Raw genomic sequence first — 18907 nt, 5'->3', positions numbered from 1 at the left:
GCCGATCACCGGCGAAAAGCCCGTCACCTGACGGGATTCCTGCGTAACCGCGCCGATCACCGGCGAGAAACCGTCACCCGAAGGGATTCCCGCATGACCGCGCCCGCCGCCCCGGCGAAGAAGCCCGTGAAGACGCCGAGCCGCAGCACACTCCTGCTGCCCCTGCTGATCGACTTCGGACTGCCCCTGGCCGTCTACTACGGCCTGCGCGCCGCCGGCGTCGACCAGTGGTGGTCGCTGCTGTTCTCCGCCGCGGTCCCCGCCGTGGTGGTGATCGTCCGCCTGGTCCGCTCCCGCCGGGTCGACTTCCTGGCCCTCTTCGTGCTCTCCGCCGTCGCCCTCAGCGTCGGCGTCTCGGCGATGACCGGCGACCCGCGCACCATGCTGATCCGCGACGCCTGGGCCGGCCTGATCGGTGGCCTGATCGGCGTCTGGCTGCTCGCCTCGGTCTGGTTCGGCCGCCCCGCGCTGATGGTCCTGATCCGCGCGTTCGTGCTCGCCAAGGTCGGCCCGGACGGTCTGCGCGCCTGGGAGGCCAGGTGGGACACGGACCACGACTTCCGGCGCGCGCTGCGGCTGCTCACCTTCGTCTGGGGCTGCGCCACCCTGCTCAACGTGGTCGTCACGATCCTCGCGGCCTACCTGCTGCCGCTCGACCTGGCCCCCGCCGTCCTCAACGCCGCCTGGCCGGTGATCCTCGTCCCCACCCTGGTCTTCCACCTGTATTACACGAAGAGGAAGGATCTGCGCGCGTGAGCCACTACGACGTGATCATTGCCGGGGCCGGGCCGACCGGGCTGATGCTCGCCGGCGAGCTGGCCCTCGGCGGAGCCCGGGTGGCCGTGCTGGAGAAGCTGACCGCCCGCACCGGCCAGTCCAAGGCGCTCAACCTCCAGCCCCGCTCGGCCGAGGTGCTCGCCTCGCGGGGCCTGCTCGACGACATCCTGGCGAAAGCGCCCGTGCTGCTGCCCCACGGCCATTTCGCCGGCATCCCGCTCGACTATGCGGAACTGGACACGCCGTTCCCCTACCAGGTCGGCATCCCGCAGGCTCGCGTCGAGGAGCGGCTGGCCGAGTGGGCGACCTCCCTCGGTGCCGAGATCCGCTACGACACCGCGGTGACCGCGTTCCACCAGGACGCGGAGGCGGTGACGGTCGACGGGGCGACCGCGTCCTTCCTGGTCGGTTGCGACGGCGCGCGGAGTGTCGTACGCAAGCAGTCGGGTGTTGCCTTTGAAGGCCGGGACGCACGGGTGTGTGCGCTGGTGGCGGACGTGACACTGGCCGACGGCGGCCCGACGGACTGGGAGTTGCCGGCGCCGAGGGGCGACGGCCTGCTGAGCGTGCTGCCGCTCGGCGACGGCGTCTTCCGGATGCTGGCGGCCGGTCCGGAGCAGACCGCGGCCGGGCGCGACGACCCGATCCCGGACCGTGAGCTGGCCGGCGCGCTGGCCCGGGACGGGCTGACGCTGGGCGAGGTGCGGTGGGCCAGCCGGTTCACCGACGCCACCCGGCAGGCTGCGCGGTATCGGTCAGGCCGGGTGTTCCTGGCCGGCGACGCGGCGCACATCCACTCGCCGGCCGGCGGCCAGGGGCTGAACCTCGGCCTGCAGGACGCGTTCAACCTGGGCTGGAAGCTGGCCGAGGTGATCCGCGGCGAGTCCGGTGACGAACTGCTCGACACCTACCACGCCGAGCGGCATCCGGTCGCGGTCCGGGTCCTGCAGGCGAGCCGGGCGCAGGGCGTGCTGTTCCTGCAGGACGAGGACGTGATCGCGATGCGGGAGATCTTCGCCGAGCTGGTCGACGCCCACGCCCTGGCCGCGCGGGTGGCCGGCCTCGACCACGGCGACCGCGTGCCCGGCCTGGATTTCAGCCTGCTGCACGACGGCCGCCGCAAGGTGATCGACGGGGTGCGGATCCGCCCCGACGGCTTCCGGGATCAGACCGCGGCGAACTGAGTGCGGTACAGCTCCTCGTAACGGCCGCCGGCGTCGAGCAGCTCCGGGTGGGTGCCGCGCTCGACGACCCGGCCGTCCTCGATCACCAGGATCTGGTCGGCGGCCCGGACCGTGGAGAGCCGGTGCGCGATGACCACCGCGGTACGCCCGGCCAGCGCCTCACCCAGCGCGGCCTGGACGGCCTGCTCGGAGGTCGAGTCCAGGTGCGCGGTGGCCTCGTCGAGGACCACCACCCGCGGGCGGGCCAGCAGCAGCCGGGCGATGGTGAGGCGCTGGCGCTCGCCGCCGGACAGCCGGTACCCGCGCTCGCCGATGACCGTGTCCAGTCCGTCCGGGAGCGAGGCGATCAGGTCGGCGACGTGCGCCCGGCGCAGCACCTCCCAGATTTCCTCCTCGGTCGCCTCCGGGCGGGCCAGCAGCAGGTTCGCCCGCACCGAGTCGTGGAACAGGTGCCCGTCCTGGGTGACCATGCCGAGCGTGGACCGCAGCGACCCGGCGGTCAGGTCGCGCACGTCCACCCCGGCCAGCCGGACCGCTCCGGACCCGGCGTCGTAGAGCCGGGGGAGCAGGCTCGCCATCGTCGACTTCCCCGCCCCGGACGAGCCGACCAGGGCCACCATCTGTCCCGGCTCGGCCTTGAACGACACCCCGTGCAGCACCTCCGCGCCGCCCCGGGTGTCCAGCGTGGCCACCTCCTCCAGCGACGCCAGCGACACCTGATCGGCCGACGGATAGGCGAACGTCACCGCGTCGAACTCGACCGACACCGGCCCGTCCGGCACCGCCCGGGCGTCCGGCTTCTCCTCGATCAGCGGCTTCAGGTCGAGCACCTCGAAGACCCGCTCGAAGCTGACCAGTGCGCTCATCACCTCGACCCGGGCGCTGGCCAGCGAGGTGAGCGGGGCGTACAGCCGGGTGAGCAGGATGGCGAGGGCGACCACGTTGCCGGGGTCGAGGGTGCCGCGCAGCGCGTAGTACCCGCCGAGGCCGTAGACCAGGGCCACCGCCAGCCCGGAGACCGACACCAGCGCGGTCAGGAACACCCACTGGGCCATCGCGGTGCGCACCCCGATGTCGCGGACCCGGCGGGCCCGGGCGGCGAACTCGGCCGACTCCGCCTCCGGGCGGCCGTAGAGCTTGACCAGGGTGGCGCCGGGCGCCGAGAAGCGCTCGGTCATCTGGGTGTTCATCGCCGCGTTGTGCTCGGCGGCCTCCCGCTCCAGCTTGGCCAGGCGGCCGCCCATCCGCCGCGCCGGCAGCACGAAGATCGGCAGCAGGGCCAGCGCCAGCAGGGTGATCTGCCAGGAGATGCCGACCATCACGATCAGCGTGAGGATCAGCGTGACCAGGTTGCCGACCACGCCGGAGAGGGTGTCGCTGAACGCCCGCTGCGCGCCGATCACGTCGTTGTTGAGCCGGCTGACCAGCGCGCCGGTGCGGGTCCGGGTGAAGAACGCGATCGGCATCCGTTGCACGTGGTCGAAGACGGCGGTACGCAGGTCGAGGATCAGCCCCTCACCGATCCGCGCGGAGAACCAGCGCTGCACCAGGCCGAGCCCGGACTCGCCGAGCGCGACCACCGCGATCGCCACCGCCAGCTTCACCACCAGCTCGGTGTCCCGGCCCTCGACGATCGCGTCGACCACCCGGCCGGCCAGCACCGGGCTCGCCACCGCGAGGAACGCGGTGACCACGCTGATCAGCAGGAACCCGGTGAGCGCCCGGCGGTGTGGCCGGGCGAACCGGGCTATCCGCCGTAACGTCGCCAGCGAGAACGGACGTTTGTCGTCCTGCTGGTTCATCGCGTGATACATCGAATTCCAGGCGGCCATCTCCATGCTCATGCGGGCCACCGTGGCATTTCACCCTTGGTTGAAGTCAAGGCGTTTACCGCCGCAGGGGTGGCTCCGCGCGCAGCTGTGGGGTGGTCAGCATCGAGCGGGCGCTCTGCACCAGGGCGGCGGACGCGTTCGACGGGAACTGGAACGGGTCGACGGCGGGCATCAGCGGCCGGCCACAGGTCGCCCGGCTCACCCGGGACAGCCGGGCCGGGCCGGGGTGCCGGATCGCGTCGATGCCGAGCAGCCAGGCCGCGTTGTCGTACGCCATCCCGAAGTGCTCCACCGTCTCGGCCGGGCAGAGCTCCTGGACCGCGACGTTGCTGACGTTGCGCGCGGGCGGCAGCGCCGACCGGCGGTAGGACAGGATGATCTCGTCGTACCGGGTGTACAGCTGGGTGTAATCGATGCCGGGCCAGGTCTGCGGGCCACGGTTGAGCGCGGACAGGAAAGCCGATCCGGCCCGCTGCTGCCAGTACGCCGCCGAGCACACCGTCTGCGCCGCGCACTGCACGTCGAACTCCCGCGTCCCGTGGTTCGACGCGGCCAGCGAGACGTAGTCGTCGACCATCCGGCGGGTGTCCGGGTGGTACTTCAGCGCCCAGCGGCCGATCATCCCGCCCTGGCTGTGCCCGACCAGGTCGATCTTCGCCCCGGCGGCGCGGTGCAGGTGCCGGATGGCGTGGGTGACCCGCTCGGCGGCGACCTGGATGTCGCCGTTGCCGCTGTCCGGCAGATCGATCTCGCAGTGCGCGCGGCCCTCCCGGTCGAAGGCCCGGGCCCAGTTCCAGGAGAAGTTGGCCCGGGAGTTCGAGGTGGTGCCGTGGATCAGCAGGACCGGGGTGCGGCCGGCCCGGGCACTGGCGGAGGGATCACCGGTGCAGTGCAGATCCGACATCTCCGATCGGTGGGGTGCAGGCGCTGCCAGCAGGATGGTGGATAGCAAGATCGCGAGGCTCACGTGTCCGGAAACGATCCGGTCAGGTGCTTGGTTGCCGGATCGGGGCGAGCAGCAGCGCCAGCAGCGCGGCGCCGAGCGCGACCCCGGTGAGGATCACTCCGATGTGATGAAATCCGGTCACCGGATCGGTGGCCGCGACCTGCGCCGCGTACAGCGTGGAGAGCAGGCTGACGCCGAGCGCCCCGCCGAGCCGCTGCGTGATGTTGAAGATGGTGTTGCCGTCGGCCAGCTGCGTGTCGCCGAGCGGGGCGAGCATCGCGAACAGCAGCGGGGTGATGCCGAACCCGATCGCCACGGCCCGCCCGGACAGGATGATCGCGGTCACCCAGAGCGGTGTGTCCGCCTGGAGCAGCAACAGCCCGGCACTGGTCGCGCCGAGGACCAGGAACCCGCCGGTGACCAGGGTGCGCACCGAGATCCGGGTGGCCAGCCGCTGCCCGATCGCGGTGCCGACCCCGGTGATCAGTCCTTGCGGGAGCAGCGCGAGGCCGGTGGCCAGGGTGGAGTGCCCCTGCACCGCCTGGGTGAAGACCGGGAGCAGGAAGACCGCGGCATAGGCGACCACCGACGACACCACGCTGAGCGTGAGCGCAAGCCGGGACTGGCGGTGCCGCAGCAGCGCCAGGTCGACGGCCGGTTGGGTGCGGCGGGACGCCCACCGCAGGTAGCCGGCGAGCAGCGCCAGGCCGCCGCCGATCGTGCTGATCACCAGCGGGCTGTGCCAGCCGGTGATCGGTGCGCGGCTGACCCCGTAGAGGGTGGCCGTCAGCCCGGCCGCGAGCAGCGTGAGCCCGAACGGGTCGAACCGCGCGGCCGGGTCGGCGGGCGGCGCCGCGCCGGCCGGGACGCGCCGCAGGCCGAGCAGCCCGACGATCCCGATCGGCACGTTGACCAGGAAGATCCACGGCCAGCCGCCCGCCGCGACGAGCACGCCGCCGAGGGTCGGGCCGAGCGCCGGAGCGAGGAAGAACAGCAGGCCGGCCGCGATCGGGATGCGCCGGGCCTTGCCCTGCCGGCCGAGCAGCAGGGTCATCGCGAGCGGGACGAGCGGGGCGCCGAGCAGACCCTGCGCGGCGCGGGCGGTGATCAGAATCGGCACGGTGGGTGCGGCGGCACAGGCGGCGGAGGCGGCGACGAAGCCGACGAGGGCGATCAGGTACGTCCGGAGGGTGCCGAAGCGGCGAGCCAGGAAGGCGCTGGCGGCGAGACCGGCCGCGAGCGCCAGCAGGTAGCCGCTGACGACCCACTGCACGCCGTCGAGGGTGGCGTGCAGCTCCCGTCCGATGTCCGCGACGGCGACGTTCACGATGCTGGAGTCGACCATCGTCAACACCGGGCCGATCATCAGGCCCAGTTGTGCCATCGGCCCGAGCCGCCCGGCCCGTCCGGTGCCGGCCTCGTCCGCGCCGATCCCGCCGGCGTCTCCTGTGCCGGGCTCGGCTCCGGCGCCGCTGGCCGCGCGTCCGGGGCCGTTGGCATCTCCCGCGCCGCCGATCGTGCCTTCCGCGCCGGCTGGGCGTCCGGGGCCGCTGGCATCTCTCGGGCCGCCGATCGTGCCTTCCGCGCGTTTCGCGCCGCTTGTGGTTTCGGGTGTCGCTGCACTGCGGGCGGTTCGGTCGGTCATGACGAGCGCCTTTTCAGGTCGTCGAGCCAAGCGCGTTCGCGTTCGGCGCGGGCTATCAGTTCGGCGGTGACCAGGCCGCCCCAGTCGCGGTTGTTGCGGCTGTCGCGGGCGCGGGCGGCCAGGCCGGTGAGGTGCTCCAACCGGCGGGCGAGCGCCTGGTCGCGGGCGGACAGCACGGCGCCGCGCTCGTCCGGGGTGAGCTCGTCGAACATGCCCAGCCGGGTGAGGAACTCGGCCTCGTCCCCGGCCAGCTCCGGCGGCAGCTCCGCGATCATGTCGTGCAGCAGCTCCCGCCCCACGTCGGTGATCTCGTAGACGTGCCGCGGCGGCCGCCCGGCCTGCTGCTCGGCGACCTTGGTCACCGCGCCGGCCGCCTCGAAGCGGCGCAGCGCCGGATAGAGCGTGTTGTTGTTCAGCGCGACCGCGATGGTGTCCGCGACCTTGCGCTTCAGCTCGTAACCGTGAATCGGCCCGCCCCGCAGGTGACTCAAGATCAGGATGTCGAGGAACATAGTCCACTCTAACCTAGGTTACGGTGGACGAAAATGCCCGGTGGGGACAGCCCCACCGAGTTCGGGGGTTGGCCGGGTGTCCGCGGTGGCCCGCCGGCCGTAACTTCTTCCATGTCGGCTGAGCATGTCGACACAGGACACGGAGGAAGTGATGGCGATCCGAGCGGTGCGGCGGTTCGGCGAGGGGCTGCGCCGGACGCTGGTGCTGGCCGCGCTCACCGCGCCGTTGCCGGTGGTCGGGGTGACGGTCGGGTGGTTCGGCGCGCTGTTCGCGTCGACGTGGACCGACGACATGCACGCGCCGCTGATCGTTCGCGGACTGGTCACCGCCGGCCAGGTGCTCGCGGTGCTGCTGTGGGTCGCCGGTGCGCTCTGGATGACACACGCGCTGACGAGCCGGCCGCTCGCGGAGGCGGCGCGCCGCCGGGCGCGCCGATGGCTCGGGTTGGAGCTCGAGGTTGCGTACGGTGGGATCGCCCCGGTCACCCGGATGGCGACCGGGTACTGGTGGGACGGCCGGGAGTACCACAAGTCGGAGCGGGAGGCCCGTCGGCGGGCGGTGATGAACGCCCGCTTCCACGACCCGCAGGTGAGGTGGGACGGGCTGTGGGCGCTCGTGGCGGGAGTGACCGTGTTCCCGGTGACGGCGCTGCCACCGGTCGCGGCGGGCGTGGGGGTGTGGCTGGCGGGCTCCGGGCGTACCGTAATCGGTGTCTTGATCTTGGTCTTGTCCCTCGTGGCCGGGGCGTCAGCGGGGCGGATCTTCCGGCCGGTCGCGGTCCGGTTCCTCGGGCCCAATGCCGGGACGCGGCTGCGGGAGCTGGAGACGTTGCAGGCGGATCTGACGCAGACGCAGGCGGCCGAGCTGGAGCGGATCGAGCGTGGGCTGCACGACGGGGCGCAGGCGCGGCTGGTGGCGATGGGGATGTCGATGCAGGCGGCCGAGCGCATGGTCGACGCGGATCCGGAGGCGGCCAAGGCGATCCTGGCGGAGGCGCGGGCGTCGTCGCGGGCGGCGCTGGAGGAGTTGCGGTCGCTGGTTCGCGGGATCAATCCACCGGTGCTGGTGGAGCGAGGGCTGGTGGACGCGGTGCGGGCGCTGGCGCTGGACGTGCCGGTCGAGGTGACGGTGCACGCCGCGGTCCCCGCGCGGCCGGAGCGCCCGGTGGAGTCGGCGATGTATTTCGCGGTCGCCGAGCTGCTGACGAATGTCGCCAAGCATGCGCACGCCACGTGTGTGCTGGTCGATCTCGGTTATGCGGACCGGACACTCACCGCCTCCGTGACCGATGACGGCGTCGGTGGCGTCGCCTCGCCTGCCGCGGTGCCGAGGTCGTCCGGCGCCGGCGGCTCGTCCCTTGCCGGCGGTTCGTCCTCGGCGGGCGGCTCGTCCCTTGCCGGCGGCTCCTCCTCGGCCGGCGGCTCTTCCCCGGCTGCGGCGGGGTCGGGGTTGCTGGGCATCGCGCGGCGGATGGCGGCCTTCGGCGGGCGGTTGGAGATCGACAGTCCGGTCGGCGGGCCGACGCGCGCTACGGTGTCGGTGCCATGCGTGTTGTGATCGCTGAAGACCTGTTTCTGTTGCGGGACGGCCTGGTGCGCCTGGTCCAGTCCTACGGGCACGAGGTGGTGGCCGCCGTCGACAGCGGCCCGGCCACCCTGGACGCGCTGCTCAAGGAGCGTCCCGACGTCGCCGTCGTGGACGTCCGCCTGCCCCCGACCTTCTCCGACGAGGGCTTGCAGGCGGCGCTCGCGGCCCGTCGGGAGATCCCCGGTCTGCCCGTGCTGATCCTCTCCCAGCACGTCGAGCAGCTCTACGCCGGCGAGTTGCTGGCCGACGCCCGCGGCGGCGTCGGATATCAGCTCAAGGACCGCGTCCTCGACGCCGACCAGTTCATGGACGCCCTCACCCGGGTCGCCGCCGGCGGCACCGCCCTGGACCCGGCCGTGGTCGCCAAGCTGCTGGGCCGCCCCCGCCGAGCCGACCCCCTGGCCACCCTGACCGACCGCGAACGATCAGTCCTCGCCCTGATGGCCGAGGGCATCTCCAACACGGCGATCGCCGCCCGGCTGTTCCTGAGCGAGGGCGCCATCAGCAAATACACCACGACCATCTTCGCCAAACTCAACCTCCACCCGGACGACGACACCAACCGCCGAGTCCGAGCCGTCCTCACCTACCTGAACGCGACCAATGCCGATGCCTGACGAGCGCTCATTCCGCCCCCGACCCTGGCGGTCCGGCGCCGCGCCGCGAGCGTGACCCGGACCGCCGAGGCCGGCCACATGACGTAGCCGACGAGGCGGAGCGCATCCGTGCGGAGCGCCGGGGCGATCAGCATGGTGCCGGCGGCGTGCCGGACTCGGTGCCGACGTGCATTTCCTACTCGGGGTGCTGGGGCGCGGTGATGTCGAGGGTGACCCCGATGACCCTTTCGACGGTTCCGTCCGGGCCGGTCTTGGCCTCGGCGCGCTCTTCGAGCCAGACGATCTGGTTGTTGTCGGGGCGTCGGATCCGGAATCGGGATCGGTAGGCGCCGCCCTCGGTGGCGATGGCGCGGACCTTGTCGAGGTGCCGGGTGGCGTCCTCGGGTAGCACGAGGGCGAAGCCCTGCTCGGCGCCGGCGAGGGCGGGCAGGCCGTAGACGTCGGCGAAACTGTCGCTGGTGATGATGCGGTCTTCGGCCGGGATCCATTCCCAGGTGACCATGCCGGTGGCGCGGATGGCCAAACGCATGCGTTCCTCGCTGTCGCGCAGGGCGGTCTCGGCGCGGGCGCGCTCGACCTCGGCCCAGGCGCGTCCGGCGGCCTCTTCGGCGATCGCGACCTCCTCGGGCGTCCAGGAACGGGCCGTGCGCTGGTGGACCGCGAGGGCGACGGTCGATCCCTGCCCGCGCACGAGTGGCAGGACGAGCTGCGCGCCGATCTGGGCTTCTGCCAGGGCCGGGCTGATGCCGGCGACGTACGGGTCGGTCTGGGTATCCTCGATCACCAGCCGCCGGCCGGCGAGGACCGCCTGAGCCAGCGGCCGGTAGTCCTCCAGCGGGTAACGGCCGAATCCGCCGGGCATCCCGTCGACCGCGTAGCCGCCCATGGTGATCAGCTCGCCGGCGGCCTGGTCGACCTCCACGAAGCGGGCCCGGTCGGCGCCGAGCTGCTCGACGAGCATCCGGCAGGCCGTCTGCTGGATCTCCAGCGGATCGCCGAGCGCCCGCAGCGCGTCGGACAGGCCGATCCGGAAGACGTTCAGCTCAGCCGCGCGCCGCCGCACACGGGCGAGATCGAGCTGTCCGGCGACGCGGGCGACCAGCTCGCGGGCGGAGAACGGCTTGACGATGTAGTCGTCCGCGCCGGCCAGCAGGCCCTCGATCGCGGACTCCTCGCCGGCGCGCGCGGTGACCAGCACGACCGGGACCGCGCGCAGCTCCGCGTCCTCGCGCAACGCGCGCAGCAGCGCGAAACCGTCCAGGCCGGGCATCATGACGTCGGCGAGCACGAGATCCGGCGGGTCGGCGCGGGCGAGCGCGAGGGCCTGCGCTCCGTCCGAGGCCATCTCGAGCTGCCAGTGTGGGGCGAGCAGGCGGGCCAGGTAGTCGCGCATGTCACTGCTGTCGTCGGCCACCAGGACACGGGCCGCCGGCGCATACCCGCCGAGCGGATGCCGGGCGCCACCGTCGTCGGCGAACAGCTCCGTCTCCGGTGCCTCACCCCAGCGCGTCGCCTCCTCGGCCATGGCCGCCGCCACCTCGGTCGAGGCCGGCACCTCGGGCGGCGCCTCCGACAGTTCGGGACGGCGTCCGGTTGGAATCCAAACGGTGAACGCGGTTCCCTCGCCCACCGTGCTGGTGACGCGGACGCGGCCGTGGTGGCGGCGCACGAGCTCGTCGACGAGGGCGAGCCCGATCCCCGCACCCTCATGGGTCCGGGCCCGGCTGTCGCGTACGCGGTGGAAGCGCTTGAAGACGTGCGGCAGCTCCTCCTCCGGAATGCCGACGCCGGTGTCCCGCACGACGAGCTCGGCGTGGTGGGGCCGGGCGCGCAACGACACCTCGATCTCGCCGAAGAACGTGAACTTCAGCGCGTTCGACAGCAGGTTCGAGACAATCTTCTCCCACATTTCGACGTCCACCCAGACCGGCGCCGGAAGCGCGCTGAGGTCGACGCGCAGCGCGAGCCCCGCCCGCTTCACCGCACTGTCGAACTGCGCCACGACCTCCCGCGTGCGCTCCGCGAGATCAACCGGCGCGAACGTCGCCCGCAGACGCCCGGCTTCGATCTGCGAGAAGTCGAGCATGGTCGCGACCAGGCGCAGCAGGCGCCGCGCGTTGCGGCGCACCAGGTCAACGTCGGCCCGCTGCTGGGGCGACAGCCCGCCGCCGGCGCTCCCCAACTCGTCCAGCGGGCCGAGCATCAGCGTCAGCGGTGTCCGGAACTCGTGCGAGACGTTGGAGAAGAACTCCGTCTTGGCCCGGTCGAGCTCCGCCAGCCGCTCCAGCCTCCGGCGCTCACGATGCCGCGCCTGCGCGTCCGCCATCCGCCCCTCGACCGAGTTCCCGACCAGCATCAGAAACTCCCGGTACCTGGCATCGAAGTTCAGGTACGGATCAACGCCGAGGATCAGCATCCCGACCACCTGCTCCTCCGCGTCGTCGCGCAGCGGGTGGACGACCGCCGCCCCGGGGGTCACCTGATCGGTCCCGACCCGGTGGCCGGGGAAACGCGACGGCAGGTCATCGACGACCACCGGTTCGCTCGCCTCGTGCAACGGCCACGCGGCGCCCGGCACCAGCCGCAGCTCCCGCGGCGCCAGCGCGCCGCCGGCCACCACGCCGGTCGCCGCCACCAGACCGGCCCGCGTCGCCGACGGGTCGAGCAGGTACGCGACGGCGAACACCACGTCAGCCGCGTCGCCCAGCACCTCGACCGCCTCGGAGAGCGCCTCCCGGCGGCTACCGGCGCGCGGTGCCTGCGCCAAGGCGTCGAGCGTGCTGAGCCGCCGCGCCGCCAGCACCTCGTCGGTGCGCTCGTGGATGACTCGATGGATGCCTCCCACGGTGCCGTCGGGCTCCCAGATCGGCATGTTCGTGCCGTACACCCAGACCCTCTGCATCCGCCCGTCACGCATGTACAGGTGGGAAACCCAGGGATTCTGCTGCGCTTCGCCGTCCAGCACGCGCTGGTACTCCGGGCGTGTCTCAGCCGAGACCTCGGGCACCACCTCCGCGTACGGCCGGCCGAGCAAGCTGCCCTCGCGCCCCGGCATGACCTGGAGGCTGGCGTCGTTGCTGAGCCACAGCATGTCGTCGCCCCAGAACACGAACGTGGGCTCCGGGCTCCCCATCATCAGCCGCACGACCGACCGCAGCGTCGGCGACCAACTCGACACCAAACCCAGCGGCGTCCGGCTCCAGTCCAACTGGGCCGCTTGCCCGGCCATCACACCCTTGTCACCGAAAGTGGCCCGGATGGCCTGCGCCTCGTCCGACGCCAACGGCAGCCGCCGGCCCAGCGCGGCGTCCACCAGCGCCGGCCCGATGTCGTACAGCGGCAGCACCAGGTCCACGGCGCCCGCCGCCACCGCCGCGGCCGGCATCGCCGGCCGCTCGGCCGTCTCCTCGCTCTGGGCGATCACCCGGCCGCCCGCGGCATGTACAGCGGCGGCCCCCGACGCGCCGTCGCTGCCCATCCCGGTCAGCACCACCGCCAGCGACGCCCCGGCGAAACTGTCTCCGATCGACGTCAGCAGCGCATCCAGCGGTCGATCCGTCTGCACGTTCTCGGCCGGGCGCAACGCGCACGTGCCGTCGGGCAGCACCTCGAGCACCGACCGCGGCGGGCACACCGTCACCGTCCCCGGCTCGATCCGGCCGCCCTCGCGCGCCCACCCCACCGGAAGCGTGATCCGCCGCGTGAGGATGTCGACGAGCACACTGCCCAGCCCACCGAGGTGCTGCGCCACGACGACCGCGGCCGGAAAGTCCCCCGGCAGGACACGAAGCACGCCCGACAGCGCCTCCAGGCCACCCGCCGACGCCACCAGCGCCACAACCTCGACGCCGCGCCCTTCCCTGCCCTGCGCGCCGCTGCCCGACGACGCCTCTGGCCGCGCCATAACCTTTTACGTTACTGGCGACCCGCGTGTGATGACACAGTGAGCGTTCCATCGTCGGCACGGGCGGATGACTCCTGCCTGTCGGCGTCTGCTCGCCGGTCGCCGAAGGTGACGGCCCCTGTGTACTCGGTGGCGTACACAGCTCTCCACTGCACGCCGGACGCCGAGAAGCCGCGGCCCATGCGCTGATCGGCGGTCCGGGCGCTTCGGCAGCTCACTGTCAGGGCCGGTGATCGGCCTCCGGGAGGTGGCCGCCGCACGTGGGGCAGGTCGGCCGTGGGGTGGCGGGGCGACGGCGGAAGGGGGCGGCCAGGGCGAGGAGCAGCAGGGGGAGCAGGGTCAGGGCGATGGCGACCGCGGCCATCGAGGACCACGTCGGGTTGGGCACGTTCGCGGCCGTGCTGGTGATGACGGCGGTCAAGGGGTGCAGGACCAGCAGGCCGATCGGGGTGATCAGGGCCAGCAGGGTCCAGCCGCCGCGGAGGTCGCCTCGGGTGGCCAGGGCGGTGGCGAGCAGCAGGGTGGTGAGGAGCAGGGTGATCGCTGTGAGCGGCAGGAACTCGTCGGCGGCCGAGATGTAGAACCAGACGGGATCCCAGGGGTCGCCGTGCCACAGCAGACTCCCCATGTAGGTGATGGTGGCCGCCGCGGCGAGGGCCGGCGCCGCGCGGATCAGCCGGGGCTGCCGGCCGGCGGCGAGGGCGACCAGGCCGAGGACGGCCTGGGGCACGAGCATGTAGAGCGGTGGCCGGTAGTCGGCGAGCGGGACGACGGCTGCGGTGACGGACAGGGCCGCGGCGAGGGCCAGACGGGTCCGGCGGCCCGGCGTGATCGCGTGCACGGCAACGGCGAGGAGCCAGGACACCCAGACCGCGATGTTGATCATGCTGTATGGGCCGATGGCTCGCGCGTGCCAGCCGGCGCGGGGGTCGGCGACCTCGGCGACCACGCCGGCGGCGGCGATGGCGGCCAGGGTGATCATGGCTAGGGCGCCTGCCAGCCGTAGGCCGGGGACGAGAGCGGTGGCACCTGCGGCGCGGACGTGCTCGCGGAATCCGCCGGCGGCGAGGTCCGCGATGTCCGCGACGGCCGGGCGGCGCTGATCCGGACCGGCCAGCTCCAGGTAGGTGCCGACGATCTCGGTGCCGCGCTCCCGGTGGTAGGCGGCCGGGTAGAACCAGCGGACCAGGCGGGAGTAGCGGCGCTCCAGGTCGGTCATGCCGTTCCTCCGGTGAGGCGGGCGGTGCGGGCGGCGAAAAGCGCTGCGGCGCGGGCGGTGAGAGGCGCTGCGGTGCGGGCGGCGGAAAGCGATGCGGTGCCTGCGGTGAGAAGCGCTGCGGTGCGGGCCGTGAGAGGCGAGGCGGTGCGGGCCATGCGAGGGTTCGGGGTGGGCCGGGTCCGGAGGCGGGCGGTGGCGGCTTCGACGTTGCGGCGCATGCGGTCGGTCTCGGCGGTGAGCAGGGTGGTGCCGTCCTCGGAGAGGCGGTAATAGCGGCGGAGGCGGCCGTCGACCGTTTCCTCGCGGTCGACGGTGACCAGGCCGGCGTCGGTGAGGCGGTCGAGGGCGCCGTAAAGAGTGCCGGGGCGCAGCGTGATGCGGCCGTCGGAGAGGCGGCCGACCTCGGCGATCAGGCCGTAGCCGTGCATGGGCTCGCCGGCCAGGGCGGTGAGGATCAGGAAGGTCGGTTCGCGCAGGGGCGTTTCCACGCGAGGCAATATATCGGCTGCGAAGGTATGCGGGGAAGTCCATCCAGGACGCGTGTCCGGCGGGGCGCGGCATGCGAGGGACGGGCAGGAGGTCACGGCCGCGGCGTGCGGGGCGGGCGGGGAGGCCAGGACCGGGGCGGGCGGGGTGGGCGGGGAGGCCAGGGGCTCGGCGTGCGGGGTGGGGTTCCTTGCACCGGGATTCAGCCCGGCGGTCGCCGGGCGGGCCGTGAGTGGTCGCGGCGTCGCGGTTGGCCACGGGACTTTGCCCAGGCGTACGAAATCGGGTTCAAAGGGTGGGCAGGGACAGCGAGACGACGGCGCCACCCGGGCCACCGGCGATCTCGAAGGTGGTTGCCACCTGGCGGGCGATGTCCAGGCCGAGGCCGGTGGAATCGCCGCCGGAGGCGCCCCGGGTGGCGGCCGACGGTGGGAAACCCGGGCCCTCGTCGGCGACCGTGAGGAGGGCGCCGCCTGACGGGCGGGCCGTGAGCGTGACCGAGAACGGTGTCTCGTCCGGGGTGTGCGCGAAAACGTTGCCGAGCAGGGCGTCCAGGGCGGCGGCCAGGTCGTCGGCGGCTACCGCGACCGGGAGGGGACTGTCCGGAAGTGATTCGGTGACCGGGCGGCCGGTGTCCTCCGCCAGGACGCGCCAGAAGGCGACGCGGTCGCTGACCACCGCGGTCGCGTCGCAGCCCGCCGGCTGGGTCGTGACCTCGCGGCGGGCCTGCTGGATCACCGCGGTGACCGCGCGGGCGACGCCGTCGGCGGCGGACGCCACCCGGGACGCCTCCTCCGGGTCGCGGAGCGACTCGGCCTCCAGGCGCAGGGCGGTGAGCGGCGTGCGGAGGCGGTGCGAGAGGTCGGCGACGCGTTCGCGTTCGGCGGCCAGCAGGTCCTGGATGCGGGTCGCGAGATGGTTGAGGGCGCCGGCGACCTCGCGCAGCTCGGGCGGGCCGGCCGGGACCGCGCGGGCGGTCAGCTCGGCGTTGGCCAGGCGGTGGGACACCTCGCTGAGCTGGGTGATCGGGGCGGTGATGGTGCGCGCCAGGCGGTCCGCGACGAGCAGCCCGAGCAGCAGCAGCGCCGCGCCGAGGCCGCCCAGGGTGAGCCAGGAGCGGGTGACGCCGCGGGAGAGTTCGGCGTCGGTGACGACGGTGCGGACCACGCTGGTGCCGTTCGCGCCGACGACCGGGACCACCAGCTCGCGCCCGGCGCCGGTGGCCACGGTCAGCGCCTGGTGGCCGGCTTTCGCCAGCAGGACCGCGGGGGTCGCGGTCGCCGGCACGCCCACGGTGGTCCCGTCCGGCAGAAAGACAGTTACCGGTACGGCCTGAGCCGTCACCACCACCTGCAAGGTGGCCGGATCGCCCCCGGCCAGCGGAACGATCGTCTGCACCACGTCGTCCGCCTGACCGAGCGCGCGATCCTGCGCGACCTGGCGCAGCAGCAGCCCGATCGGCACCAGGAAGGCCAGCAGCACGAGCACCATGGTCGCCGCGACCAGCAGCGTCAGCCGGGTCCTCACGCCGGCTCGCTCAGCTTGACCCCGACCCCGCGGACGGTGTGCAGGTAGCGCGGCTCCTGCGCGGTCTCGCCCAGCTTGCGCCGCAGCCAGGACAGGTGCACGTCGACGGTCTTGTCCGCCCCGCCGTACGGGACCTGCCACACCTCGCTGAGCAGCTCCCGCTTGGTGACCACCTGCCCGGCCCGGACCGCGAGGTGGTGCAGCAGGTCGAACTCGCGCGGGGTGAGCTCGACCGGCGTGCCGTCCACGGTGACCGTGCGGCCGGCCGGGTCGATCCGCAGGCCGCCGACCGTGAGCACCGGCGTCTCCTCGCCGGCGGAGCCGCGGCGCAGCACCGCCCGGATCCGCGCGTCCAGCTGGGCGGCGGTGAACGGCTTCACCACGTAGTCGTCGGCGCCCGCGTCGAGCAGCCGAACCATCTCGGCCTCCTCGTCCCGGGCGGTCGCGATGATCACCGGGGTCTTGCTGACCGCGCGCAGCATCCGGAGCAGCTCCCGGCCGTCCAGGTCGGGCAGGCCCAGGTCCAGGACGATCAGGTCGGGCTTCTCGGCGAGGGCGGTCTGCAGGCCCTCCATCGCGGCCGGCGACGCGGCCACCGCGTGTCCCCGCTCGCGCAGCGCGCGCAGCAGGGTGTTCCGGATCGCCGGGTCGTCCTCGATCAGCAGAAGTCTCGCCACGGCTGCACGGTAACGGCTGGAGCAGGCGGTTCGGGCGGTTCTTAACCCTCTCTTAGCGGTGTCCCGGGGGCGGCTTAGCGTCGGCGGGCGCATAGTGGCCCGGTGAGTCGGATCGGGCAGCGTGTGGTGATCGGGGCGGGGTGGGTCGTGGCGGCGGTTCTCGCCGTGCTGGTGGGGGTGGTGGGGATCCGGCTGGTCGGGGCGGATCTGACCACCCGGGCGGGGGATGCGGTGAGCGAGGCTCAGGTGGAGCGGGATCTGGCCGGCCTCGGTCCGTCGCCTGTCGTCTCCGCGTCGCCGACAGCTTCAGCTTCCCCCTCGGCTGCCGCGTCCTCGAGGTCGGAACGCTCCTTTCCGACTCGGGGCGGGACCGTGGTCGCCAACTGCGAGAAGATCATCTCCATGGCGCCGGCCCAGGGCTTCGCCGTGCACGAGCAGCGCGGCCGGGAGGGCGAGTTCCGCAACGTCCGCGACAACCACGTCCGCGTGAAGATCCAGCTGGTCTGTTCCGGTGGGGTGCCCGCGGTGGTCGCCCGGGGCGACGACGACTGAGGCCAGGCACGCCGAAGTGGACCGCGACGGGGTGGATCGTGGCTGCTTACGGTGCTGCGGTGGACAATCGCCTCGCCGCCGACCTGGACGGCTTTCCCGACCTGCTGACCGCTGCCCGTGACTATGCCGCCGGTGTGCTCGACGGTCTCGGCGAGCGCCCGGCCGCGGTGCCGCCGGCGGACGTCGCGGCGCAGCCGCTTCCGGTGGCCGGGGTGGGAGCGGCTCAGGCGCTGGAGATCTTCCGGGAGCGCTGGGCGCCCGGGTTCTCGGGTAGTGCCGGGCCGCGCTATCTCGGGTTCGTGACGGGCGGGGCCACGCCGGCGGCGCTGGTGGGGGACTGGCTGACCGGGACCTTCGACCAGAACGCGGTGACCCGGCAGGACTCGTCGGCCGTCGGCCTGGAGCTGGAGACGGTGGGGTGGCTTCGCTCGCTCTTCGGGCTCAGCGAGGCGCACAGCGGGACGTTCGTGACCGGGGCGACCATGTCGAACACGGTGGGGCTGGCGATCGGGCGGGAGTGGCTCGGCGCGCAGAAGGGCGTCAGTGTGGCCCGGCAGGGGGTCGCCGCGCTGGGCGACATTGCGGTTCTCTCGGGTTCGCCGCACTCCAGCATCTACAAGGCGATGTCGATGCTGGGTCTCGGGCGTGATCAACTTCGGACAGTCCCCCTGGCGCCCGATCGTGAAGCGGTCGATGTGGCGGCGCTGGAAGCCGCGCTGGCCTCGCTCGGTGGCCCGGCGATCGTGGTGGCCAACGCGGGCACGGTGAACACCGTCGACTTCGACGATTTAAACGCTATTTCGCGACTTAAGGCGAAATATCCGTTCTGGCTTCACGTCGACGCGGCCTTCGGCGGCTTCGCGGCACTCTCCGCCGCGCACAAGCACCTGGTGACCGCGCTCGACGCCGCCGACTCCATCTGCGTCGACCTGCACAAATGGCTGAACGTCCCGTACGACGCCGCCATCCAGTTCACCCGCCACCGCGACCTCCAAGTGAACGTCTTCCAGAACGCCGCCGCCTACCTCACCCCGCCCTCCGGCGACCCCGACCTGTTCCATCTCACCCCGGAGAACTCCCGCCGCCTGCGCGCCCTGACCGCCTGGTTCACCCTCGCCGCCTACGGCCTCGACGGCCACCGCGAGATCGTCGAACGCAACATCGCCGCCGCCCGCCGCTTCGGCGACCGGCTCGCCACGCTTCCCGGCGCCCGGCTGCTGGCCCCCGTACGCCTGAACGTCGTCTGTTTCACGGTCGACGACGTGCCCGCGACCCTGGCCGCCGTGGCCCGCTCCGGCGAAGCCTTCCTGACACCCACCGTCTACCAGGGCGTCCCCGCCCTGCGCGCCGCCTTCTCCAACTGGCGCACCACCGAGGACGACGCCGACCGGGTGATCACCGCCCTCGGCAAGGCGCTCGCCGCCGGGTGACAGACTGCCCG

The 18907-nt window shown here is 72.9% G+C and carries 14 protein-coding genes and 1 pseudogene; 6 read left to right on the top strand and 9 right to left on the bottom strand.

Translation table 11 applies throughout. The features are described 5' to 3' along the window. Positions 1-93: 93 nt before the first annotated feature. Together Aiant_RS08085 and Aiant_RS08080 are read left to right on the top strand one after the other, a co-directional pair. Positions 94-756, top strand: coding sequence for a VC0807 family protein (locus Aiant_RS08085; protein ID WP_189332634.1), 663 nt, complete (start codon positions 94-96; stop codon positions 754-756). Beyond that, positions 753-1961 (top strand): FAD-dependent monooxygenase, encoded by a 1209-nt coding sequence (locus Aiant_RS08080; RefSeq protein ID WP_212846997.1) that lies wholly within the window; start codon positions 753-755, stop codon positions 1959-1961. Before Aiant_RS08085 ends, Aiant_RS08080 begins: the two co-directional genes overlap by 4 nt. On the opposite strand, the gene Aiant_RS08075 is transcribed toward Aiant_RS08080, so the two are convergent. The 4 genes from Aiant_RS08075 to Aiant_RS08060 all read right to left on the bottom strand — a co-directional run bounded on the left by Aiant_RS08075 (position 1943) and on the right by Aiant_RS08060 (position 6896). Beyond that, complete coding sequence (locus tag Aiant_RS08075) at positions 1943-3805, bottom strand: ABC transporter ATP-binding protein (protein WP_189332635.1); 1863 nt, start codon at positions 3803-3805, stop codon at positions 1943-1945. The genes Aiant_RS08080 and Aiant_RS08075 overlap by 19 nt on opposite strands. A gap of 43 nt (positions 3806-3848) precedes the next feature. Beyond that, a complete protein-coding gene (locus tag Aiant_RS08070; protein WP_229830505.1) occupies positions 3849-4697 on the bottom strand; it encodes an esterase/lipase family protein in 849 nt (282 codons plus the stop codon). Positions 4698-4779: 82 nt separating this feature from the next. Beyond that, positions 4780-6123, bottom strand: coding sequence for a DHA2 family efflux MFS transporter permease subunit (locus Aiant_RS08065; RefSeq protein ID WP_189332637.1), 1344 nt, complete (start codon positions 6121-6123; stop codon positions 4780-4782). A 257-nt stretch (positions 6124-6380) separates the two neighbouring features. Beyond that, positions 6381-6896, bottom strand: coding sequence for a PadR family transcriptional regulator (locus tag Aiant_RS08060; protein WP_189332638.1), 516 nt, complete (start codon positions 6894-6896; stop codon positions 6381-6383). Between the two features lie 151 nt (positions 6897-7047). Between Aiant_RS08060 and Aiant_RS08055 the strand changes: the two genes are divergently transcribed. Both Aiant_RS08055 and Aiant_RS08045 read left to right on the top strand, forming a co-directional pair. Then, entirely contained in the window at positions 7048-8454 is a 1407-nt protein-coding gene (locus tag Aiant_RS08055) for a sensor histidine kinase (RefSeq protein WP_189332639.1), read from the top strand. Beyond that, positions 8442-9101 (top strand): response regulator transcription factor, encoded by a 660-nt coding sequence (locus Aiant_RS08045; RefSeq protein ID WP_189332640.1) that lies wholly within the window; start codon positions 8442-8444, stop codon positions 9099-9101. The genes Aiant_RS08055 and Aiant_RS08045 overlap by 13 nt, the downstream gene beginning before the upstream one ends. 175 nt (positions 9102-9276) lie before the next feature. On the opposite strand, the gene Aiant_RS08040 is transcribed toward Aiant_RS08045, so the two are convergent. The 5 genes and pseudogenes from Aiant_RS08040 to Aiant_RS08020 all read right to left on the bottom strand — a co-directional run bounded on the left by Aiant_RS08040 (position 9277) and on the right by Aiant_RS08020 (position 16914). Next, the gene (locus Aiant_RS08040) at positions 9277-13005 is read right to left on the bottom strand and encodes a chemotaxis protein CheB (protein ID WP_189332641.1); all 3729 of its coding nucleotides are present in this window, start codon (positions 13003-13005) and stop codon (positions 9277-9279) included. Between the two features lie 220 nt (positions 13006-13225). Further along, entirely contained in the window at positions 13226-14224 is a 999-nt protein-coding gene (locus tag Aiant_RS08035; RefSeq protein ID WP_189332642.1) for a hypothetical protein, read from the bottom strand. A 158-nt stretch (positions 14225-14382) separates the two neighbouring features. Then, positions 14383-14712, bottom strand: a pseudogene (locus Aiant_RS45520) (PadR family transcriptional regulator); the annotation flags it as partial. A gap of 286 nt (positions 14713-14998) precedes the next feature. Beyond that, a complete protein-coding gene (locus Aiant_RS08025) occupies positions 14999-16237 on the bottom strand; it encodes a HAMP domain-containing sensor histidine kinase (protein WP_189332644.1) in 1239 nt (412 codons plus the stop codon). Next, positions 16234-16914, bottom strand: coding sequence for a response regulator transcription factor (locus Aiant_RS08020; RefSeq protein WP_189332645.1), 681 nt, complete (start codon positions 16912-16914; stop codon positions 16234-16236). Before Aiant_RS08020 ends, Aiant_RS08025 begins: the two co-directional genes overlap by 4 nt. A gap of 102 nt (positions 16915-17016) precedes the next feature. Here Aiant_RS08020 and Aiant_RS08015 point away from each other — a divergent pair, with 102 nt between their 5' ends. Both Aiant_RS08015 and Aiant_RS08010 read left to right on the top strand, forming a co-directional pair. Beyond that, positions 17017-17466 (top strand): hypothetical protein, encoded by a 450-nt coding sequence (locus Aiant_RS08015; RefSeq protein WP_229830507.1) that lies wholly within the window; start codon positions 17017-17019, stop codon positions 17464-17466. Positions 17467-17525: 59 nt separating this feature from the next. Then, positions 17526-18896: a pyridoxal phosphate-dependent decarboxylase family protein gene (locus tag Aiant_RS08010; protein WP_189332646.1), complete on the top strand. Its 1371-nt coding sequence runs from the start codon at positions 17526-17528 to the stop codon at positions 18894-18896. The last annotated feature ends 11 nt before the right edge of the window (positions 18897-18907 follow it).

Source organism: Actinoplanes ianthinogenes (assembly GCF_018324205.1).
Classification (GTDB): domain Bacteria; phylum Actinomycetota; class Actinomycetes; order Mycobacteriales; family Micromonosporaceae; genus Actinoplanes; species Actinoplanes ianthinogenes.
Note: the sequence above shows the minus strand (reverse complement) of the source record. Positions and strands in the feature narration are given on the sequence as shown.